This window comes from Diaphorobacter sp. B2A2W2 (genome assembly GCF_056730635.1).
Genome location: NZ_JBWZOR010000003.1, coordinates 364,906 through 386,860, shown reverse-complemented (window position 1 = coordinate 386,860; position 21,955 = coordinate 364,906). Strand labels below are relative to the sequence as shown.

The 21,955-nt window shown below is 67.9% G+C and carries 17 protein-coding genes; 8 read left to right on the top strand and 9 right to left on the bottom strand.

The genetic code is table 11. The features are described from left to right. The first annotated feature begins 11 nt into the window (after positions 1-11). From gspF to AC1PPL_RS07930, 3 genes are read left to right on the top strand one after another with little or no spacing between them, the layout of a single operon-like run. Positions 12-1,241, top strand: coding sequence for a type II secretion system inner membrane protein GspF (gene gspF / locus AC1PPL_RS07940; RefSeq protein ID WP_424295197.1), 1,230 nt, complete (start codon positions 12-14; stop codon positions 1,239-1,241). Beyond that, positions 1,238-2,179, top strand: coding sequence for a 5'-nucleotidase (locus tag AC1PPL_RS07935; protein ID WP_011804114.1), 942 nt, complete (start codon positions 1,238-1,240; stop codon positions 2,177-2,179). The genes gspF and AC1PPL_RS07935 overlap by 4 nt, the downstream gene beginning before the upstream one ends. Positions 2,180-2,210: 31 nt before the next feature. Next, the gene (locus AC1PPL_RS07930) at positions 2,211-2,588 is read left to right on the top strand and encodes an EF-hand domain-containing protein (RefSeq protein WP_479973020.1); all 378 of its coding nucleotides are present in this window, start codon (positions 2,211-2,213) and stop codon (positions 2,586-2,588) included. 100 nt (positions 2,589-2,688) lie between these two features. On the opposite strand, the gene AC1PPL_RS07925 is transcribed toward AC1PPL_RS07930, so the two are convergent. The 3 genes from AC1PPL_RS07925 to AC1PPL_RS07915 form a co-directional block, all read right to left on the bottom strand. Further along, positions 2,689-3,129 carry a hypothetical protein gene (locus AC1PPL_RS07925; RefSeq protein ID WP_287741108.1) on the bottom strand — a complete coding sequence of 147 codons (441 nt, stop codon included), beginning with the start codon at positions 3,127-3,129 and terminating at the stop codon, positions 2,689-2,691. Between the two features lie 195 nt (positions 3,130-3,324). After that, positions 3,325-3,831 (bottom strand): cyanophycin metabolism-associated DUF1854 family protein, encoded by a 507-nt coding sequence (locus AC1PPL_RS07920; RefSeq protein ID WP_479973019.1) that lies wholly within the window; start codon positions 3,829-3,831, stop codon positions 3,325-3,327. A gap of 16 nt (positions 3,832-3,847) precedes the next feature. Beyond that, positions 3,848-6,160, bottom strand: a complete 2,313-nt coding sequence (locus tag AC1PPL_RS07915; RefSeq protein WP_479973018.1) for a cyanophycin metabolism-associated ABC transporter — start codon at positions 6,158-6,160, stop codon at positions 3,848-3,850. Between the two features lie 251 nt (positions 6,161-6,411). Here AC1PPL_RS07915 and AC1PPL_RS07910 point away from each other — a divergent pair, with 251 nt between their 5' ends. The 3 genes from AC1PPL_RS07910 to AC1PPL_RS07900 all read left to right on the top strand — a co-directional run bounded on the left by AC1PPL_RS07910 (position 6,412) and on the right by AC1PPL_RS07900 (position 11,767). After that, a complete protein-coding gene (locus AC1PPL_RS07910) occupies positions 6,412-8,583 on the top strand; it encodes a cyanophycin synthetase (RefSeq protein ID WP_479973083.1) in 2,172 nt (723 codons plus the stop codon). A gap of 95 nt (positions 8,584-8,678) precedes the next feature. Further along, positions 8,679-11,264 (top strand): cyanophycin synthetase, encoded by a 2,586-nt coding sequence (gene cphA / locus AC1PPL_RS07905; protein ID WP_479973017.1) that lies wholly within the window; start codon positions 8,679-8,681, stop codon positions 11,262-11,264. Continuing rightward, entirely contained in the window at positions 11,261-11,767 is a 507-nt protein-coding gene (locus AC1PPL_RS07900) for a CreA family protein (RefSeq protein ID WP_123674983.1), read from the top strand. The genes cphA and AC1PPL_RS07900 overlap by 4 nt, the downstream gene beginning before the upstream one ends. 68 nt (positions 11,768-11,835) lie before the next feature. Here AC1PPL_RS07900 and AC1PPL_RS07895 read toward each other — a convergent pair whose 3' ends face one another. Both AC1PPL_RS07895 and AC1PPL_RS07890 read right to left on the bottom strand, forming a co-directional pair. Beyond that, positions 11,836-12,498 carry a DsbA family oxidoreductase gene (locus AC1PPL_RS07895; protein WP_479973016.1) on the bottom strand — a complete coding sequence of 221 codons (663 nt, stop codon included), beginning with the start codon at positions 12,496-12,498 and terminating at the stop codon, positions 11,836-11,838. Between the two features lie 71 nt (positions 12,499-12,569). Continuing rightward, positions 12,570-14,132, bottom strand: coding sequence for an AMP-binding protein (locus tag AC1PPL_RS07890; RefSeq protein ID WP_479973015.1), 1,563 nt, complete (start codon positions 14,130-14,132; stop codon positions 12,570-12,572). Between the two features lie 182 nt (positions 14,133-14,314). On the opposite strand from AC1PPL_RS07890, the gene alkB reads away from it, so the two are divergent. Then, entirely contained in the window at positions 14,315-14,977 is a 663-nt protein-coding gene (alkB, locus tag AC1PPL_RS07885) for a DNA oxidative demethylase AlkB (RefSeq protein WP_479973014.1), read from the top strand. A gap of 159 nt (positions 14,978-15,136) precedes the next feature. Continuing rightward, the gene (locus AC1PPL_RS07880) at positions 15,137-15,508 is read left to right on the top strand and encodes a response regulator (protein WP_479973013.1); all 372 of its coding nucleotides are present in this window, start codon (positions 15,137-15,139) and stop codon (positions 15,506-15,508) included. A 52-nt stretch (positions 15,509-15,560) separates the two neighbouring features. Here the strand turns inward: AC1PPL_RS07880 and AC1PPL_RS07875 are convergent, their stop codons facing one another. From AC1PPL_RS07875 to AC1PPL_RS07860, 4 genes are read right to left on the bottom strand one after another with little or no spacing between them, the layout of a single operon-like run. Further along, the gene (locus tag AC1PPL_RS07875) at positions 15,561-16,709 is read right to left on the bottom strand and encodes a hybrid sensor histidine kinase/response regulator (RefSeq protein ID WP_479973012.1); all 1,149 of its coding nucleotides are present in this window, start codon (positions 16,707-16,709) and stop codon (positions 15,561-15,563) included. Next, positions 16,706-17,305 carry a chemotaxis protein CheB gene (locus tag AC1PPL_RS07870; protein ID WP_123674979.1) on the bottom strand — a complete coding sequence of 200 codons (600 nt, stop codon included), beginning with the start codon at positions 17,303-17,305 and terminating at the stop codon, positions 16,706-16,708. Before AC1PPL_RS07870 ends, AC1PPL_RS07875 begins: the two co-directional genes overlap by 4 nt. Continuing rightward, on the bottom strand, positions 17,302-18,135 hold the full coding sequence (locus tag AC1PPL_RS07865) for a CheR family methyltransferase (protein WP_012655637.1): 834 nt from the start codon (positions 18,133-18,135) through the stop codon (positions 17,302-17,304). The genes AC1PPL_RS07870 and AC1PPL_RS07865 overlap by 4 nt, the downstream gene beginning before the upstream one ends. Positions 18,136-18,176: 41 nt before the next feature. Next, the gene (locus tag AC1PPL_RS07860; protein ID WP_479973082.1) at positions 18,177-21,590 is read right to left on the bottom strand and encodes a response regulator; all 3,414 of its coding nucleotides are present in this window, start codon (positions 21,588-21,590) and stop codon (positions 18,177-18,179) included. Positions 21,591-21,955 lie beyond the last annotated feature (365 nt).

The following is a 21,955-nucleotide window of genomic DNA, read 5'->3' as shown; positions in this document are numbered from 1 at the left end:
GACTTTCCCGCATGCCCGCCTATTCCTTCGAAGCCCTGGACGCCCAAGGCCATGTGCGCCGCGGCACCCTGGAGGCCGACAGCCCCAAGGCCGCCCGCAGCCTGCTGCGCGCCCAGGCCCTGGTGCCCTTGGATGTGGAGGCGCTGGCCGCTGGCGTCGCCCCCGGAACACCTCCCACGCTGGCGCAGCGGCTGTTCACGCGGCCGGTGTTCAACGCCACGGGGCTGGGCGTGTGGACGCGGCAGCTCGCCGGGCTGGTGGGCTCGGGCCTGCCGCTGGAGCGTGCGCTGACCGCGCTCGCCGAAGAGGCGGACGATGAGCGCCAGCGCCACCTGCTGGCCACGCTGCGCGCCGAGGTCAACGCCGGCTCCACCTTCGCGCGCGCGCTGGCGCAGCACCCGCGCGAGTTCTCCGACATCTACTGCGCCGTGATCGGCGCGGGCGAGTCCAGCGGCGGTCTGGCCGAGGTGCTGGACAGCCTGGCGGACGATCTGGAGCAGCGCCAGGCCTTGCGCGCCAAGCTCATCGGCGCTGCGCTGTACCCGGCCATCGTCACCGTGATCGCGATCGTCATCGTGCTGTTCCTGGTGGGTTATGTGGTGCCGCAGGTGGCCAGCGTATTCGCGGGCACCAAGCGCGCCCTGCCCTTCCTCACGGTGGCCATGCTGGCCTTGAGCGACGTGGTGCGCAACTACGGCTGGGCGTTGCTGGGCGGGCTGGTCCTGCTGGCTTTCGGCGCCCGCGCCGCGCTGGCCCAGCCGCGGCTGCGCGAGAAATTCGACGCCGCCTGGTTGCGCCTGCCGCTCGTCGGCAAGCTGGCGCGCGGCTACAACGCGGCGCGTTTCGCCGGCACATTGGCCATGCTGGCAGGCGCGGGCGTGCCCATCCTCAAGGCGCTGCAGGCCGCGGCCGAGACGCTGAACAACCGCGCCCTGCGCGCGGACGCACTCGACGCGCTGGTGCTGGTGCGTGAGGGCGCGCCGCTGGCCTCGGCCCTGGCGCAGAAAAAGCGGTTCCCCGGCCTGGTGGCCATGTTCGCGCGGCTGGGCGAACAGACGGGCCAGTTGCCCACCATGCTGCAGCGCGCCGCCACGCAATTGGGCACCGAGGTGCAGCGCCGCGCCATGCAACTGGCCACGGTGCTGGAGCCGCTGCTCATCGTGGCCATGGGCGGCATCGTGATGCTGATCGTGCTGGCGGTGCTCATGCCAATCATCCAGCTCAACCAGTTCGTCAAATGAGTGCCACCCTGCAGGACAAGCTCGTCGTCGCGATCTCCTCGCGCGCGCTGTTCGACTTCGAGGAAGAAAATCGCCTGTTCGAGGCCGGCGACGAGCAAGCCTACATGCGCCGCCAGCTGGAGCTGGTGCATGAGCCCGCGCGCCCCGGCATTGCCTTCCCTCTGGTGAGAAAGCTCCTGGCGTTCAACACGCCCGATGCCGCGCGCGTCGAGGTGGTCATGTTGTCGCGCAACGACCCTGCCAGCGGCATGCGCGTGTTCGCCTCGGCCAAGGCAGCGGGCATGCGTATCGAGCGCGGCGTGTTCACGCGCGGGCGCAACCCGTTTTCCTATCTGCGGCCGTTGGGCGCGCACCTCTTCCTTTCAGCCAACGAGACGGATGTGCGTGAGGCGCTGTCCATCGGCTTTCCCGCCGCACGGGTGATGATCGACTCCACGCCCGCGGGCGACCGCTATCCGCGCGAAGTGCGCATCGCCTTCGACGGCGACGCGGTGCTGTTCTCCGACGAGGCCGAGCGTGTGTACCAGCAGGGCGGCCTGCCGGCCTTTCTGCAGCACGAGGTGTCCCATGCCGCCACGCCGCTGGCCGAAGGGCCGTTCAAGCCACTGCTGGCCGCGCTGCACCGGCTGCAGCAGCAGGCGGACGCCTCGCAGATGCGCATCCGCACCGCGCTGGTCACCGCGCGCAGCGCGCCGGCGCACGAGCGCGCGATCCGCACGCTGCTCGACTGGGGCATCACCGTGGACGAGGCCATGTTCCTCGGCGGGCTGGAAAAAGGCCCCTTCCTGCGCGAGTTCGAGCCCGACTTCTTCTTCGATGACCAGACGGGCCACGTGGCGTCCGCCGCACGCCATGTTCCGGCGGGGCATGTCAGCAGCGGCATCGCCAACACAGCGGCTGCGCTACAGGGTGATACAGCCCGCCCCCCGCGGCGTTGAACCTGTGGCGGCGCGCCGGCTCTACTCCTGAATGTTGCCTTCACGCTCCTTCCGCCCCTTTACACGCCTGCTGACGGCCCCGGCAGCCTGCGCGTGGCTCATGGCCTGCGCGCTGGCGGCTCCGCTGGCCGCTCAGGCGCAGGGCGTGGCCCATGCCACCGCGCCCCGGCACAGCGCCAGTGCGCCCCTGACCAAGGGCGAGATCAAGGCGATCCGCCAGTTCGAGATGCTGGATTTCAACGGCGACGGCAAGCTCAGCCGTGCTGAAGTGGCCATCGTGCCCAAGGTGGCTACGGCGTTCGATGATGCGGACACCAACCGCGACAACTACGTGACGCTGGACGAGGTGCGCGCCTTCGCCATCAAGTACCGCGCCGAGCGGGACCGCGCCCGCGCGGCGGCGCGCTGAGAGCGCCAGCGGACCCAAAAATACCAGTCCAATTGGCCTCCAGCGCTTTACCAATAAGCGCTAACAGCTACTTAACTGATAGCAAACGCCGGAGCAAAACTCACAAACCACCCGTGCGCTTGACCTTGGGATCGGAGTACGTGAGCGACTGACGGTCCTGCACCTGCTGGGCCAGTCGCTCCTGGAGGGTGTTCTTGTTGATGTCTTGCGCCAGCTCCACCGCACTGCCGCTGGCACGCCACATCGACTGGATGAATTCCAGCAGTTGCTTGTAGATGGGCTCCTTGGGCGGCTCGTCAGGCTCCTTCGGGGCTTCCTTCTTGGCCTCGGCCAGGGTCCAGTCGCGGTTGTTTTCGTCGGACGCCGAGGGCTTGGTGGGCTCGCGCAGGCTGGCCCCCTCGCCCAGGCGGTCCGTGGACTCGACAGGATTGGCAGCGTTCACGGGCCGCACCGCCACGGCCCCCGAGGCGCCCGTGGAATACAAGTCAGCGCCCGTGGTACGCCACTGGGCGGGCGATCGGTCTACAGGTGGCAGTTGCATGGCATGGGTCCCCTCGTGAATGCGGCCGGCGGCAGTCGCAACTACCACCTCGTCGTACATTCATTACGGCAAACAAAAGGGGAAATTGAGGCCTTATTAGCCTTTTGTCACAAATTCATGCGACCAACATGTCTGATTGACGTGGGCTATGACAGGGACAAACGGGCACAGGCCGCGCCAGGCAAGCGCCAGGCGCTATAAAAAACGCTCCAGCAGCTTGCGCGATGCACGGTCCAGCGCCGTGACATCCGGCACATGGAACTGCAGCCCGTCGCTGGCGGCGATGAGCAGCTTGGTGCGCCCCTCCAGCCGGCGGATGTCTTCCTCGCCCTTGAGCACCAACTGCGTAGCGCCCCGGTCGGTGTCCACCTCCCAGGTACTGGGGGTGGAAAAGCTCGACACGGAGCGGATGCGCGTGATGGTGGGCACAAACTCACGCGCAGCCAGTTCCTCCTCGACCAGCGCACGCATGGCAGGCGCCAGTTGTTCCAGGCGGGGCACCCAGGCCAGTTCATGGCCGTCCGGCCCGACCAGCGACAGGCCTTCGCCGGGAGCGGCAATGGGAAAGGCGCGCACGGGCGTCACGCCCACATGCGCGGTGCCGTCGGCCGCGCGCAGCACCAGCCGGCCATGGGGATTACGGTGCAGGTCCCAGCCTGCCGCGAGTGCCGAAGCGGTGAAGAGGGATGTGTGAAGGGTCATCGCGTGTCTTTCTCGCTCAGGGGTTGCCCGCGGGGTGAGCGGAGTGCTCGCGCACTTCGATGCGCACGCCCGCGGCCTGGGCGTCTTCCTCGGCACGGCGCGCCTGCGCCTCGTATAGGCGCCAGTAGGCACCCTGCTTCTCCATCAGTTCGTCGTGCGGCCCCACTTCGACGACCTCGCCCCGGTCCATGACCACCAGGCGGTCGGCCTTGCGCAGCGTGGACAGGCGGTGGGCGATGGCGATGGTCGTGCGGCCCTGCACCAGGTTGTCCAGCGCCTTCTGGATTTCCTTTTCGGTTTCGGTGTCCACGGCGGAGGTCGCCTCGTCCAGGATCAAGATGCGCGGGTCGATGAGCAGCGCGCGCGCAATGGAGATGCGCTGGCGCTCGCCGCCCGACAGGCCCTGGCCGCGCTCGCCCACCAGGCTGTCGTAGCCATGCGGCAGGCGCAGGATGAACTCGTGCGCATGCGCGGCGCGCGCGGCGGCGACGATTTCCTCGCGCGTGGCGTCGGGCTTGCCGTAGGCGATGTTCTCGGCAATGGTGCCGAAGAACAGGAAAGGCTCCTGCAGCACCAGGCCGATGTGGCGGCGAAAGTCCGCCACCGCCATGCGGCGGATGTCCACATCGTCCACGAGGATGGCGCCGTCGCTCACGTCGTAGAAGCGGCTGATGAGGTTGACCAGGGTGCTCTTGCCAGAGCCGCTGTGGCCCACCAGGCCGATCATCTCGCCGGGGCGGATGGTGAGCGACAGGTTCTTGATGACCGTGCGGCTGCCGTAGCGAAAGCCCACGTCGCGCATCTCGATGGCGCCCTGCACGCGGTCCACCTTCACCGGGTTGACGGGGTCGGGCACGTTGCTCACATGGTCCAGGATGTCGAAGATGCGCTTGGCGCCGGCTGCCGCCTTTTGCGTGACGGAAACGATGCGGCTCATCGAATCCAGCCGTATGTAGAAGCGCCCGATGTAGGCGATGAAGGCCGCCAGCACGCCCACGGTGATCTGGTTGCGCGCCACCAGCCAGATGCCGAAGCCCCAGACCACCAGCAGCCCCACCTCCGTCATCAGCGAGACGGTGGGCGAGAACAGGCTCCAGGTCTTGTTGAGCTTGTCGTTCACCTCCAGGTTGTGCTGGTTGGCGGCACGGAAGCGGTCCGCCTCGCGCTTTTCCTGGGCGAAGGCCTTCACCACGCGGATGCCGGGGATGGTGTCGGCCAGCACGTTGGTCACCTCAGACCACACGCGGTCGATCTTCTCGAAGCCGGTGCGCAGCTTGTCGCGCACGGTGTGGATCAGCCAGGCGATGAAGGGCAGCGGCACCAGCGTGACCAGCGCCAGCCACGGGTTGATGGAGAACAGGATCGCCGCCGTCATCACGATCATCAGCACGTCGGTGGCGAAATCCAGCGCGTTGAGCGACAGAAAGACGTTGATGCGGTCGGTCTCGGAGCCGATGCGCGCCATGAGGTCGCCGGTCCGCTTGCTGCCGAAGTAGTCGAGCGACAGGCGCATCAGGTGTTCGTAGGTGGTGGTGCGCAGGTCGGCGCCGATACGCTCGGACACCAGCGCCAGGATGTAAGTGCGCGCCCACCCCAGCGCCCAGGCCAGCAGCGCCGCCAACAGCAACCCCCCCAGGTAGAGCAGCACCATGCCGGTGGGGATCTGCTGGCCGCTCTGGTAGGGAATGAGGATATCGTCCATGAGCGGGATGGTCATGTACGGCGGCACCAGCGAGGCGGCGGTGGAGGCCAGCGTGAGCGCGAAGCCCGCGGCCAGCTGCTTTTTGTAAGGCCTGGCGAAACGCCACAGGCGCAACAACACCCAGGTGGAGGTCTGCGGCGCCTGCTGGCGCGCACAGGCCGTGCACTCGTCGCTGTCGGGCGGCAGCGGCGTGCCGCACACGGCGCAGCGCGGCACGTCTTGCGCTTCGGGCGCGATGGCGCCTTGCAGGCTGTCCAGGCGCTGCACCTGGGCGTCCAGCCGCTGCTGCAGGTGCAGCGCCTGGGGATGGCGCCCCAACGTGAAGCGCCACAGCGCCAGGCGCCGGTCGGCATCGTGCAGCTCCACCGTGCCCACGCCGCCATGGTCCAGCAGTCGCAGCGCCATGCCGGGCGCCAGGGGCCATTCCTGCGCTGGCGCGTCACCGGCGCGCGCCAGCAGGCGCCGCTCGGTCAGCACCAGCAGGCCAGGGGCAAAGCGCAGGTCGGGCGTCAGGTCAACCTCGAAGGCGGCCTGCACGTTTTCGTCAGGAGCGAGCACTGCCCGCATCTCGGCCCCCCAGGGGCCAGACAAGACACCCGAGGCGTCCACAGAATGGTGATGTTGCATTTGGTTTTGTATGTCCACCCCCGCACGGACGGGGCGTTGGCGGGCCAGTCCGGGCCCATGGGGGGCATTGTCGGCCACCGGGCCCCAGGCCCTTGCGCCGCCGCGGTATCCCCTCGTAACGCACATCATCAGCCCGCGGCTGACACCCGCCAGTGCTGAGCTGCGCCAGTATCGGCGCACAATCTCAGCCCATGGGCATCGCCACATCCGCCGCAACCCGGCAGATATCCGAATCTTCCACGCTGCACTTCATGGCCAAATTCAACGATATCCAACTCCTGCGCACCACCTATCTGCGCGGCCCCAGTGTCTGGACCTACCGCCCGGTCCTCGAAGTCTGGCTGGACCTGGGGGAGCTGGAAGACTACCCCTCCAACAAGATTCCCGGCCTCAACGAGCGCCTGACCACCTGGCTGCCGGATCTGGTAGAGCACCACTGCGGCGTGGGTGAGCGCGGCGGCTTCCTGCTGCGCCTGAAGGAAGGCACCTGGATGGGGCACGTGCTGGAGCACGTGGTCATCGAGCTGCTCAACCTCTCGGGCATGCCGGCCGAGTTCGGCCAGACGCGCGAAATCTCCCGGCGCGGCGTGTACCGCATGGTGTTCCGCTGCCCCGAAGAGGCCGTGGCCCGCGTGGCGCTGGAGCATGGCCACCGCCTGCTGATGGCCGCCATCAATGACGAGGCATTCGACCTCAAGGCCGCCATCCACGCCATCAAGACCGCCATCAACGACCGCTACCTGGGCCCCAGCACCGGCTGCATCGTGGACGCCGCCAGCGCCCGGCGCATTCCGCACATCCGCCTGAACGACGGCAACCTGGTGCAGCTGGGCTACGGCGCCGCGCAGCGCCGCATCTGGACCGCCGAGAGCGACCAGACCAGCGCCATCGCCGAGGGCATTGCCCAGGACAAGGATTTCACCAAGCGGCTGCTCGCCTCCTGCGGCGTGCCCGTGCCGGAGGGCCAGATCGTCCGTAACGCCGATGAGGCCTGGGAAGTGGCGCAGGAGATCGGCTTCCCCGTTACGGTGAAGCCCTCGGACGGCAACCACGCGCGCGGCGTGACGCTGGAGCTCTCGCGCGAGGCCGATATCAAGGCCGCCTTCGCGCTGGCCGAGCCCGAGGGCTCGGATGTCATCGTCGAGAAGTTCATCGACGGCGTGGAGCACCGCCTGCTGGTGGTCGGCGGCAAGGTGGTCGCCGCCACCAAGGGCGAGACGGTCAGCGTGCACGGCAATGGCCAGTCCACGCTGCGCGAGCTGGTGGCCGCGCTCAACGAAGACCCGCGCCGCGGCCCCGAGCAGGAGTACCCGCTGGACTGGATCGACGTGGAAAAAGGCGCCGTGCAGCTGGAACTCAAGCGCCAAGGCGTGACGCCCGACACCGTGGTGCCGTCGGGCCAGGCCATCTTGCTGCAGCGCAACGGCAACATGGCCATCGACTGCACCGACGACGTGCACCCCGACGTGGCCTACTACGCCCAGTTGGCCGCGAAAATCGTGGGCCTGGACATCGCCGGCATGGACATGATCCTGCAGGATGTCTCCAAGCCCATGAAGGAACAGGGCGGCGCCATCCTCGAGGTGAACGCCGGCCCCGGCCTGCTGATGCACCTCAAGCCCACCAGCGGTGCGCCCCGCCCCGTGGGCCAGGCCATCGTGGAACACCTGTTCCCGGTCACCGACGAAGGCACGGGCGCGGGCCGCATTCCCATCGTGGGCATTGCGGGCACGCGCCACAACGCGTTCACCGCGCGCTTCGTGGGCTGGCTGCTGCAGCTGTCGGGCAAGCTCACGGGCGTGGCCAGCAGCGAAGGCATGTTCCTCAACAACCGCCGCACACAAAAGAGCGCCACCGCCCACTGGGCCGGCGCGCACCGCCTGCTGACCAACCGACTGGCACAGGCCGCCGTGATCCAGACCACTGCCCGCTCCATCCTGGAGGAAGGCCTGGCCTACGACCGCTGCCTGGTCGGCGTGGTGACCGACATGGACGGTTTCGAGACCCTGGCCGACCATGACGTGCTGGAGCAGGCCCAGATGACGCGCGTGCTGCGCACCCAGATCGACGTGGTGCTGGACGAGGGCGCAGGCGTGCTCAATGCCGACATCGAGCAGGTGGCCGACCTGGCGCGCCTGTGTGATGGCGAGGTCCTTCTGTATTCCCTGTCGCCAGACAACCCCTTCGTCGCCGCGCATCGGGCCGAGGGCGAAGGCCGCGCCGTGTTCGTGCGCGGCGAGCAGGTGGTGCTGGCCACGGGCGCCAGCGAACGCGTGCTGGGCACGCTGGACGCCCTGAGCCTGCCCGGCGGCCACCGCCCCGACACGGCCGCGATGCTGGCCGCAATTGCCGCAGCCTGGTCCATGGACATCGGGCCGGACCTGATCGCCGCGGGCATCAAGACCTTCGACTATGCCGCGTGACGCCGCAACTGCTTTCAAAAGCATAGCTGCCACCGCTCACCCCACAAGCGCTACAGGCCAATTTGACTGAAAAAATCGGGCTGAAAGAAAACACCATGCAGATCACCCGCATCCGCGCCCTGCGCGGCCCCAACCTCTGGAGCCGCAACACCGCCATCGAAGCCGTTGTGCACTGCGAGCCCCAAGAGTGTGGCTACGCAGACATCGCGGGTTTTGAAGACCGCCTGCGCGCGCGCTTTCCCAAGATCGGCGCCCTGCAGCCCCACGGCGCCGAGCAGCGCCTGTCGCTGGCCCACGTGCTCGAAGTGGCCGCCCTGTCGCTGCAGGCGCAGGCCGGGTGCCCCGTGACCTTCAGCCGCACCCACGCCACGCTGGAAGAAGGCACCTACCAGGTGGTGGTGGAGTACACCGAGGAGGCCGTGGGCCGCCTGGCCATGGAGCACGCCGGCGCCCTGCTGCAGTCCGCGCTGGCCGATACCCCCTTCGACGCCGATGCCGTGGTCGCCGAGCTGCGCGAGCTGGACGAGGACGAGCGCATCGGCCCGTCCACCGGCTCCATCGTCGACGCCGCCGTGGCGCGCGGTATCCCGTTCCGGCGCCTGACCAGCGGTTCGCTGGTACAGCTGGGCTGGGGCTCCAAGGCGCGCCGCATCCAGGCCGCCGAGCTGGACACCACCAGCGCCGTGGCCGAATCCATCGCCCAGGACAAGGACCTGACCAAGCGCCTGCTGCACGCCGCCGGCGTGCCCGTGCCGCTGGGGCGCCCGGTGGCCGACGTGGAGGACGCCTGGGTGGTGGCCCAGGAAGTGGGCCTGCCCGTGGTCGTGAAGCCCCAGGACGGCAACCAGGGCAAGGGCGTGGTGGTCAACATCACCACCCGCGAGGGGCTGGAGGCCGCCTACAAGACCGCCCGCGAATTCGGCGACGAGATCATGGTCGAACGCTTCCTGCCCGGCCACGACTTCCGCCTGCTGGTGGTGGGCCACCAGCTCGTGGCCGCCGCGCGCCGGGAGCCGCCCCAGGTGCTGGGCGACGGCCAGCACACCATTCGCGAGCTGGTGGACATCGTCAACCAGGACCCGCGCCGCGGCTCGGGCCACGGCACGGCGCTGACCAAGGTGCGCCTGGACGACATCGCCATCGCGCGCATCGCCTCCGAGGGCCTCACGCCCGACTCCGTGCCCGTGCAGGGCCAGCGCGTGGTGCTGCGCAACAACGCCAACCTGTCCACCGGCGGCAGTGCCACCGATGTGACCGACGACGTGCACCCCGAGATCGCCGCGCGCGCCATCGAGGCCGCGCAGACCATCGGCCTGCACATCTGCGGCGTGGACGTGGTCTGCGAAACCATGCTCAAGCCCCTGGAAGAGCAGAACGGCGGCATCGTCGAGGTGAACGCCGCGCCGGGCCTGCGCATGCACCTGGCCCCGTCGTTCGGCAAGCCGCGCAACGTGGGCGTGCCGATGGTGGACGAGCTGTTCGCGCCCGGCCAGGACGGGCGCATCCCACTGGTGGCCGTCACTGGCACCAATGGCAAGACCACCACCACGCGCCTGATCGGCCAGCTGTTCGCCGCGCACGGGCTGCGCGTGGGCATGACCAACACCGACGGCGTGTACGTGAACGGCCGCCAGATCGACAGCGGCGACTGCTCGGGCCCCAAGAGCGCGCGCAACGTGCTGTTCCACCCCGAGGTGGACGCGGCCGTGCTCGAATGCGCGCGCGGCGGCATCCTGCGCGAAGGCCTGGGCTTTGACCGCTGCCAGGTGGCCGTGGTCACCAACGTCGGCGCGGGCGACCACCTGGGGCTGAACTTCATCACCACCGTGGAAGACGTGGCGGTGCTCAAGCGCGTGATCGTGCAGAACGTGGCCGCCGACGGCTACGGCGTGCTCAACGCCGCCGACCCGCACGTGGCCGCCATGGCCAGCGTATGCCCGGGCAAGGTGATCTTCTTCGCAGTCGACCGCCACCACCCCGTCATGGCCACGCACCGCGCCCAAGGCAACCGAGTGGTCTACGTGGATGCGGACTCCATCGTGGCGGCCGAGGGCTCGTGGCGCGAGACCATCCCCCTGCGCGAAATCCCGATCACCCGCGGAGGCACCATCGGCTTCCAGGTCGAAAACGTCATGGCCGCGATCGGCGCGGCCTGGGGCGTGGGCCTGCCCTGGCAGACCATCCGCCGCGGCCTGGCCGGCTTCATGAACGACAGCGACAACGCGCCCGGCCGCTTCAACGTGATGGACTACCGCGGCGCCACCGTGATTGCCGACTATGGCCACAACCCCGACGCCATGCGCGCGCTGGTGCAGGCCGTGCAGGCCATGCCGGCCCAGCAACGCAGCGTGGTGATCAGCGGCGCGGGCGACCGGCGCGACCAGGACATCGTCGAGCAGACCCAGATCCTGGGCCAGGCCTTTGACGACGTGGTGCTGTACCAGGACGCCTGCCAGCGCGGCCGTGCCGACGGCGAGGTGCTGGCGCTGCTGCGCCAGGGCCTGCAGGGCGCGCCGCGCACGCGCTACGTGACCGAGATCCACGGCGAGTTCCTCGCCATCGACCATGCGCTGGAGCGCCTGCAACCGGGCGACCTGTGCCTGGTGCTGGTGGACCAGGTGGAGGAAGCCCTGGCCCACTTGGCGCAGCGCTGCAGCGAAGCCTCGGCGGTTGCGCCATGAATGCGCGCGGCGGCCTGCGCGCAGGCATGGCAAGCCTGGCGCTGCTGGCCTGCACCCTGGGCTTGGCTGCCGGGCCGGCCGCGGCCCAGGCCGAGAAGATCGGCACCGTGGACACCGCCTTCCAGTGGATCGGCCGCGACCACGACATCATCGTGGAGGCCTATGACGACCCCGCCGTGCAGGGAGTGACCTGCTATGTGTCGCGTGCGCGCACCGGCGGCATCAAAGGCACGCTGGGCCTGGCCGAGGACCGCGCCGAAGCCTCCATCGCCTGCCGCCAGGTCGGGCCCATCACCTTCGTGCAGCCGCTCAAGGCGCAGCAGGAAGTGTTCAGCGAACGCATGTCCATCCTGTTCAAGCGCCTGCGCGTGGTGCGCATGGTGGACGCCAAGCGCAACACGCTGGTGTACCTGACCTACTCCGAAAAGCTCATCGACGGCTCGCCACAAAACAGCGTGACGGCCGTGCCCGTGGACCGGGCCACGCCGATCCCGCTGCGCTGACAGGTTTCAAGCAAAAACAGGCTGTAGCGCTTGATGGGCAAGCGCCACCAGCTATCAATAAAAGAGCATCAAGCCTGCTGCGCGATCTGCCGCAGCGCCTGCTCGAACACCTCGACCGGCTGGCCGCCCTGGATCAGGTGGCGGTCGTTGATGATCACCGCCGGCACCGAATGGATGCCGTGGCCCTGGTAGAAGGCCTCGCGCTCGCGCACCGCCTCGGCATATTCCTGGGACGCCAGCACGGCGCGGGCGCGCGCCTCGTCCAGCCCCAGTTGCGCCACCAGACGCAGCAGCACGCCGTGGTCGCCAGGGTTCTCGCCCTGCGTGAAATACGCGGTGAACAGCGCGTGCTTGAGCGCGCCCTGCTGCTCCGGCGTGCCCTCTTCCTCCAGCCAGTGCAGCAGGCGGTGCGCATCGAAAGTGTTGTAGATGCGGCCGCGCTGGTCCATGTTGAAGGTAAAGCCCAGCTGCGCGCCGCGCGCGGCGATGGCCTCGCGGTTTTGCTGTGATTGCTCCGGCGTGGCGCCGTACTTTTGCTGCAGGTGTTCGCCGATGTCCTGGCCCTCGGGGCCCATCTGCGGGTTCAGCTCGAAGGGCTGAAAGTGCAGATCCAGCGCCACCTCGCCGTCCAGCCGCTTCGCGGCCTGCTCCAGCGCGTGCAGGCCGATGGCGCACCAGGGGCAGGACACGTCGGAGACGAAGTCGATCTTGAGGGAGACGGGTTGGTTCATGGCAGGGGCTCCAGCCGGGGCAAAGCGCCCATGGTAGGGGCGGCGCAATGTCCGCGCCGCTCCCGGGTTTGTTACGCCCCGCTCCCCGCCCCTTCGGCCTGCAGCCATGCGCGCAGCTCGGTCTTGAGCACCTTGCCATAGCTGTTCTTGGGCAGTGCGGGCACCCAGCGGTAGGCCTTGGGGCGCTTGAAGCGCGCGATGTGGTCCAGGCACAAAGCGTCAAGTTCCGCGTCGAGTTCCGCATGCAGCGCGGCATCGTCCACGGCGCCGCCCTCGCCCGCCACCAGGAAGGCCACCACCACCTCGCCCCAGTCGGCATCGTGCTGGCCCACCACGGCCACCTCGCTCACGCGCGGGTGCAGCAGCAGCACCTCCTCCACCTCGCGCGGGTAGATGTTGGAGCCGCCCGAGATGATCACGTCCTTGCTGCGGTCGCGCAGGGTCAGGAACCCGTGCGCGTCCAGGCTGCCGACATCGCCCGTGTGCAGCCAGCCGCCGCGCAGCGTCTGCGCCGTCGCCTCGGGATTGCGCCAGTAGCCGGCCATCACGGTGTCGCCACGCACCACCACTTCGCCCAGTTCGCCCGTGGGCACGGGTCGGTCCTCGTCATCCACCACCCGCACCTGCACGCACGCATGCGCCACACCTACCGAGGCGATGCGCTCGGCCCAGCGCGGGTGCGCCGTGTCGGCCAGATGCTCGCGCGCCAGCGCGGTGATGGTCATGGGGCTTTCGCCCTGGCCATAGATCTGCACGAACTTCTGGCCCATGGTGTCGATGGCGCGGCGCAGGTCGTCCACATACATGGGACCGCCGCCATAGACGATGGTCTTGAAGCCGTCCACATTGGCGCCCGTGCGGCGCACATGCTCCACCAGCCGGTGCACCATGGTGGGCGCCGCAAACAGCGACAGGCGGCCCACGTCCGCGGCCAATTGCACCAGCTCGGCCGGATCGAACCCGCCGGACGCGGGCACCACATGGCGCGCGCCGCGCAGCATGTAGGCGTAGTTGTACAAGCCCGCACCATGCGACATGGGCGCGGCATAGACCATGGCGTCGCCGGGCTGCACATCGTCCACGTCGGTGAAGTAGGCCATGGTCATGGCCAGCAGGTTGCGGTGCGTCTGCATCACGCCCTTGGGCCGCCCGGTGGTGCCCGAGGTGTAGAACAGCGATGCCACGTCGTCGGGGGCGCGCTCCTGCAGCGCCAGCGGCGCGCCCTGCGCCGCCTGCTCCCAGGCGGATGCCCCCAACACCTGCACCGCCGCGGCGTCGGCGCCCGCAGCCAGCGCCGCATCGTGCAGCGCCGCAGACACGCACACCACGCGCGCGCCGCTGTCGGCCAGCACATAGGCCAGCTCGCGCGCGTGCAGCTTGTAGTTGACGGGCACCGAGATGGCGCCGCACCAGTGGATGGCGTGCAACGCCTCCAGGTACTGTGGACCATTGGCCGAGAAGATGGCCACGCATTCGCCCGGCTGCACGCCGCAATGCGCGCGCAGGTGTGCGGCCAGCGCGGCCACGCGCGCGGCAAGGGTACGGTAGTCGTGCAGCAGGCATGTGCCAGCCAGCAGCGCGGGCCGCTCGCCATGCACCAGCGCGCTGCGCTGCAACAGGTGGGCAATGTTCATGGGGTTGTCGCGTTGTCTCCTGGTGCGACTATAGGCAAGCGCCGGCAGCGCGCACAGTCGCAGAAATACACAAGGGAAATCCCTGGCGGGGATGAGCGCCGACCAACCGATTGCTCCTCTATCAGTAGCACGTTGCGCTGGATGGTTAAGCGCTGGAGTCCTTTTTGGCTCACACTACGGGCATGCCATCTGCGCCCTCCGACGACCTGTTTGCCGACGATCCCGCGGAGCCATCCACGCTGGCGCTGGGCATGCAGGCCGTGCTGCTGCGCGGCTTCGCACGGGCACAGGCACCCCAGTTGCTGGAAGAAGTGCGACAGGTGGTGCGCCAAGCGCCGTGGCGCCACATGCAGACCCCTGGAGGCAAGGCGATGTCGGTAGCCACCACAGGCTGTGGGCCGTTGTCGTGGGTGAGCGACCGGCGCGGTTACCGCTACGCTGCGCTGGACCCGCTGACCGGCAAGCCCTGGCCCGCCCTGCCCGCGGACTTCGCGCAGCTGGCACATGCCGCGGCGCAGGAGGCCGGCTTTGCCGCTTTCGTGCCCGACGCCTGCCTGATCAACCGCTACGCCCCCGGCACGCGCCTGTCGCTGCACCAGGACCGCGACGAGCAGGACCTGGCAGCGCCCATCGTGTCCATCTCGCTGGGTCTGCCCGCCACCTTCTTGTGGGGTGGCGCCACACGTGGCGAGCGCGCCTTGCGCGTGCCGCTGCGCCATGGCGACGCGGTGGTATGGGGCGGGGTGGACCGGCTGCGCTTTCACGGCGTGCTGCCGGTGGCGCCGGGCCAGCACCCGGCAACGGGCGAATGCCGCATCAACCTCACGCTGCGCAAGGCCACCTGACGCTACATGTTTGATAGCTGCTTGCGATTACTGGATGGCTCTTGTAGCCATTTTTAACGATAATTTCGCAGAACGGCACATTGTCTTACACCGGCGTAAGACGTTCCCCGCACAATGCCCTTTTGCCCTGCGGCAGAGCCCGCTTCCCAAGGACCTTACTTGCGCATCCTCTACGTCGAAGACAACTGCGAACTGCGAGACACCATCGGCCTGCTGATGGAGGGAGAAGGCCGCACTGTCGTCACCTGCGCCACGGCCGAGGAGGCCTTGCAGCGCGATGCGGCCCAGCCGCACGACGTGGTGGTTTCCGACGTGAGCCTGCCCGGCATGAGCGGGCTGGATCTGTGCCGCCACCTGCTGGCAAGCAACCCCCAGCGCTGGGTGGTGCTGTGCTCGGGCTATCCGCTGCAGCACGGGGTGGGCACGCTGGGCCCGCATGTGCGGTCCCTGCTCAAGCCGTTCGAGCTGGAAGAGCTGGAGGAGTTGCTGGACGTGATCGCCAGCCACCTGCAAAGCGCCAGCCCCGCCTGAGGCGGCACGTGCCCGGCTGCTGAAGGCCCGGCATCCCCCCGCCCCCGTCCTGTCAAGCCGCCACCGCGCGCCGCGGCAGCGTCACCGTGAAACAGGTGCGCCCCGCCTGCGAGGCGGCGTCGATCGTCCCGCCATGGGCCTGCACGATCTGGTGCACGATGAACAACCCCAGCCCCAATCCCTGGTGTTGACCGGCCCGGTTGCGCCGGCCCATAAATGGCGCGAACAGCCGGGGCAGCAGTTCGGCGTCAATCCCGCCGCCATTGCTCACGCGCAGCACCACGATATCGGCGGCGGCGCCGTCCAGTGACAACTCCACCGGCTGGTCGGGCGTGCCGTGGTGCATGGCGTTGCCCAGCAGGTTCGCCAGCATCTGGCCCAGGCGCTCTTCGTCCCACTCGCCGCGCAGATCCCCTTGCTGCTCAAGCCGCAGGTGGCGCTCGGGGTGGCCGGCACGGACTTCCTGCACCACGCGCTGCGCCTGCGGCCCCAGGTCCATGGGTGCAGGCTCGATGGCCAGCCCGCCATGCTGGCGGGCGCGCGTCACATCCAACAGGTCCTCGATCATGCGGCCCATGCGTCGCCCGGCCTGCTGCACGTTGCACGCCAGAGCCTGCACCTTGGCGGGCTCGGGAGCGCGCTGCAGCACACTGGCCACGGCCATGATGGCGCTGAGCGGGCTGCGCAGATCGTGGCTGAGCACGGCCATGAACATCTCGTTGATGTACAACGCCTCGGTGCGCTCCTGCAGCTCGCGTGCCAGCGCATGCCGCTGGCGCTGCAGGTCGAAGAACACCCGGGCCTTGTTGACCAGCATGTGGGGGTCGACGGGTTTGTAGAGGAAGTCCACCGCACCTTTTTCGTAGCCGCGGAACTGCCAGCCCTGGTCCCGCGAGCCGGCGGTGATGAAGATCAGCGGGATGTGCCGCGTGCGCTCGCTGCCGCGGATCAACTCCGCCAGTTCGAAACCGTTCATCTCGGGCATTTGCACGTCCAGCAGCGCCAGCGCCACGTCGTTGTGGGCCAGCAGCAGTTCCAGCGCCTGGGCGCCGGAGCCGGCCATGAGAATCTCTACGTCCTCATCCTTCAACAGCGCCTGCAATGCGACAAGGTTTTCAGGAACGTCATCCACGATCAGGCATTTCACGCACGCGCCGGTTCGATGACTCGCGGCCTGTGCAGCCGGTGGGGCAAAAATCACGAAAGTCCCTCCTTATGCAAGGTGGTCAACAGCGCGGCGATGCGTGCCGGGGGCAGCACCTGATCGGGTTGGATCAGGGCCAGCGCCGCCTGCGGCATAGCCATGGACGAAGCGCTGTCGGGCGACTGCACCACCGTGGCGCCGCCAGCGGCCTGCACTGCGCGCAAGCCCCGCGCTCCGTCACTGTTCGCGCCCGACAGGAGCACGGCCATGAGCCGCGGCCCATATTCATCGGCGGCGGATTCGAACAACACGTCGATCGACGGGCGCGAAAAATTCAGCGGCGCATCCACGGACAGGCACAGCCTCGGCCCCGAATCCACCAGCAAATGATAGTCAGGCGGCGCGAAATACACCGTGCCCGGCTCCACGGGCTCCTTGTCCTGGGCCTCGCGTACCGGCAGGGCGCAGCGCTGGCGGAAGATGTTGCACAGCAGGCTGGGCCGCTCGCGCGGCAGGTGCAGCACGACCAGCAGGGCCGCATGGAAACCCGCAGGCAGCGCGGGCAGCACCGCGCCCAGCGCTTCGATGCTGCCGGCCGACCCGCCAATGGCAATGGCGTCCAGGCGCACGCGTGGCGAAGCCACCTGCCTCATGCGTCACCTCTCTTCTGAAAGATACGCTCGGGCGCCACGAAGTCCTCGAATGCCGGCGCGTGCGAGGAAAAGCGCAGAGATTCCTTGGCCCCCAGGCCCAGGAATCCACGCCGGCACAGGGCCTCGCGGAACAGGCCCAGGGCGCGGTCCTGCAGCGTACGGTCGAAGTAGATCAGCACGTTGCGGCAGGAGATGAGGTGCACCTCGGCAAATACACTGTCGGTCGCGAGACTGTGGTCGGAGAAAACGATATGCCGGCGCAGGCTCTTATCGAACACCACGCGGCCATAGGCGGCGCTGTAGTGGTCGGACAGCGAGGAACGCCCGCCCGAGCGCGCATGGTTTTCGGTGAAGCCGGGCACGCGCTCAATGTCGTATACGCCCGCCTCGGCACGCTGCAGTGCCGTGCTGTTGATGTCGGTGGCGTAAATCAACGAGCGTTCCAGCAACCCCTCTTCACGCAGCAGGATGGCGAGCGAATACGCCTCCTCTCCCGTGCTGCAGCCCGCGACCCAGATCTTGAGCGACGGGTAGGTACGCAACAGCGGCACCACCTTTTCGCGCAGCGCGCGAAAGTACTCCGGGTCGCGGAACACATCGCTGACCTGCACGGTGAGGTAGTCCAGCAGCGCGGGAAACACCCCGCGCTCGTGCAGCAGCCGATGCTGCAGTTGGGACAGCGTCTCGCAGTCGAAGCGCGTGAGCGCGGCCTGGAGCCGGCGCTTGAGCGACGACTGCGCATACCCGCGGAAGTCGTAGTGGTAGCGCAGGTAAATGGCCTCGATCAGCAGCTGCTGCTCGATCTCTGCGGTCTTGCGTTGGTGCGGCAAGTGTTGGCTCCGATATCGTGGGTCCTCGCGCTGGCGCACGCTCACTTGGGCATCCACACCCTCATCAGCGACAGGAGTTTCTCCACGTCCAGCGGCTTGGCGATGTAATCGTTGGCGCCGGCGGCCAGGCATTTCTCCTGATCGTCCTTCATGGCCTTGGCGGTCAGGGCGATGATGGGCAGACGGCGCCACTCGGGGCGCCGGCGGATTTCCGCCATGGCGGTAAAGCCGTCCATCTCGGGCATCATGATGTCCATCAGCACCAGGTCCACAGTGCTCTCGCCGGCGGCGTTGGCACGTTCCAGCGCCTCCAGGGCCTCGCGTCCGTTGCGCGCGATCTCCACGCGCGCCCCCGTGGGCTCCAGCACGCTGGACAGCGCGAACACGTTGCGCACGTCGTCCTCCACCACCAGGATGGTGCGCCCTTCAAAAGTGGACTCACGGTCGCGCGCCAGCTGCAGCATGCGGCGCCGGTCGTCCGGCAAGGTGGACTCCACCTGGTGCAGGAACAGCGTGACCTCGTCCAGCAGGCGCTCGGGCGAGCGTGCGTCCTTGATGATGATGGACTTGGAGAAGCGGCGCAGCTGCTGTTCTTCGTCGCGCGACAAGTTGCGCCCGGTATAGACGATGACGGGCGGAAAGGACACCTCTTCCTGCTCGGCCATCTGCTGCAGCAGCTCGTACCCGTTCAGGTCGGGCAGGTGCAGGTCCATCACCATGCAATCGAACGTGCTGCCCTTGAGCAGGTCCAATGCCTGCCGCGCGGTGGCGGCGCCCACGATCTCCACGCCGTCGGTTGCCAGCAGGTGGCGCACGCTCTCGCGCTGGCGCGCGTCGTCCTCCACCACCAGCACGCGGCGCATGCTCTGGGTGAATTTGGCCTGCATGTGGAGCAGCGCCTGCTCCAGCTCCTCACGCTTGACGGGCTTGAGCGCATAGCCGATGGCGCCGCGCTCCATGGCCTCCTGCATGTAGTCGGCCACCGAGACCACGTGCACGGGAATATGGCGCGTGGCGGGGTTGCGCTTGAGCTGGTCCAACACGCCCAGGCCGGAGAAATCCGGCAGGTTCATGTCCAGCACCACCGCGCTGGGGCCGTATTCCAGCGCAGCCGCCAGGCCGTCGCTGCCCGTCGAGGCGATGACGCACTGAAAACCCATCTCATGCGCGAGGTCGCAAAGGATGCGCGCAAACCGCGGGTCGTCCTCGATGACCAGGATGGTGTAACGCCCCTGTTCCAACTGCTCCCGGTCATCCGGAACGACGTGCACGGGGGCGCATGGTTTTGCCGCCGGGGCCTCTGGCTGGCTCGCATGCGGTGGTTCGGCAGCGCGTCCGGCAGGCGTCGGCGCCACTGGCATCTTTGCCTGGCGCTCGCCTGCATCGCTGACAAGGGGCGCCGTGACGGGCAGGGTCAGCGTGAAGACGCTACCTTCGCCCGGCGCACTCTGCACCGCGATGCTGCCGCCGAGCAACTGCGCCAGATCCCGGGAGATCGACAGGCCCAAGCCCGTGCCGCCGTATTTGCGATGGGTACTGCCATCGGCCTGGTGGAAGGCATCGAAGATGCGCTCTTGCTGGTCGGGCGCGATGCCGATGCCCGTATCCCGCACAGCAAAGCACAGCGTGTCGTTGTCTCCTGCGAAGACGCGCATGGTCACTTCGCCGCGCGCGGTGAACTTGAGCGCATTGGAAAGCAGGTTTTTGAGAATCTGCGCCAGGCGCTGCGCGTCGGAGGTTATGAATGCCGGCACGCCCGGCTCCACCACCGCGTTGAATTGCAGGCCTTTGTCCTGCGCCTGGGCCCGCAGCGGCTCCATCACGCCCGCCACCACTTTGGCCACCGTCACCGGGCCAATCTCAACCGAGGTCTGCCCCGCCTCGATCTTTGCCAGATCGAGGATGTCGTTGATGAGGTTCAGCAGATCGGTGCCAGCGTTGTGGATGGTCTGCGCGTAGCGGACCTGTTCCGCCGTCAGGTTCTGCTGCTTGTTGTCGGCCAGCAGCTTGGCCAGGATCAGGCTGGAATTCAGCGGTGTGCGCAATTCATGGCTCATGTTGGCCAGAAACTCACTCTTGTACTGACTGGCCTGCGCCAAATCGCGCGCCTTGGCCTCCAGGGCGTCCTGTGCAGTCAGCAGGCGCTGCTTTTGGTACTGCAGCTGCTCGGTCTGCGCTTCCAGCTGGGCGTTGCTGTGCTCCAACTCCGCCTGCTGCGCCTGCATCAGGTTTTGGGACTCCTGCAGCATGCGGCTTTGCTGCTCCAGTTCCTCGTTGTTGACGCGCAGCTCTTCCTGCTGCGCCTGCAACTCCTCCGCCTGGCGCTGCGTCTCGTCCAGCAGACTCTCCAGGCGCGAGCGATCCAATGCGCCCCGAACAGCCTGGGCCAGCTGCTCCCCGGCGCGCACAAGGAAGTCAACCTCGTGCGGAGCGACCGTGCGGAACCACCCCATCTCGACCACCGCGAGCGCTACGCCATTGAGCACGATGGGCATCATCACCAATTCGGCGGGCGTGGCCTGGCCCGTGCCGGAGGTCACGGGCAGATAGCCGCTGGGCACGTGGCGCACATGCTGAAGAGTGCGGCTCTGCAGCGCCTGGCCCAGCAGGCCCTCTCCCGCCCGCACGGCCGCCGGGCCGGTGTCGGGCGCCAGTGCATAGCCGCCCATGCGCTCGAAGACGCCGTGGCCTTGCGTCACGTAGATGGCCCCCACCCTGGCATCCAACTCCGTCGCCAGATAGCCGATGACAGCACCCGCCATGTCATGGATGCGCTGCTCACCTTGCAGCCGCGTGCCCAGCCTTACGAGGTTGCCTTTGATCCAGTTCTCGACCTCGCGGCTGCGGTACTCCGCCATGGTCATCACCGCGGACGCACAGGTCAGCAGCAATAGCACGGCGGCACTGCCCCACGTCAGGTAGGCCGAGATGCCAAACGCTCCTTCCCACACCTCCCGCTGGGCCTGCAGTTGCTGCTGTTCGGTGTTGAGCATCTCGCGCACCAGCGTGCGGGTGGTTTCCATGGTGGCTTGACCGTCGCCGCGCATGGCCTCCAGGGCCTCTTCGCGCCGGCCCTCGCGCTGTAGCGCAACGATGTGCGCAAGTTCGGTCATGCGCTTGGTGGCCAACCCCTGCAATTGGTCGAAGCGCTGCTGCTCCAAGAGACTCCCGCGCGTCATCCCGCGCAGCTTTTCCAGGGCCACCGGCACGGCGGCCTGGGCTACGGTGAACAAGCCCAGCGTCTGCTCCTGCCCCGACAGCAGGTAGCCCCGCTTGGCGGATTCAGCGTCCTTCAGATGCGACCAGACCATCTGGATCTGCGTGATCCGTTCGACCGTCGCGTTGAGATTGTCCACGGCTTTCGCGCGCTCGTCGTTGGACCGGTAGGTGAGCACGGCGATCAACAGGGCGGCAAATGCCGCCAAAGCAAATCCCACCATCAGGCGGACGGGCATGCCCCCTCGGATGGCCGCACGGGGCCGAGCATCGGAACTGGAGACAGTCATGTGTGACGTGGAGTAAACATTGCCGCGCGATGATAGGAGCAACGGGTCCCTTGCTCCTGTAGGGCAACGTCTTCACCGCAGCGTATCCCTCTAGCGATCTTATGTCGCACCTGCCAGCAGGGCCAATCTACCACTGGTCAGCAAGGGTTAGGTAATCGTCCTAAACTCCCATCCTTTCCCGCGTTACGCGCGCCCGGGGAAGCAGATCCCCGCAGCGGCAAGCGCCGGCTTCCTACCCCTTCCCTCGGTGATCCGCCGCACTGTGCGTTCTGCAGCGCGCATACGGCCCTTCATTTCACTGCCGCAGGTGGCAA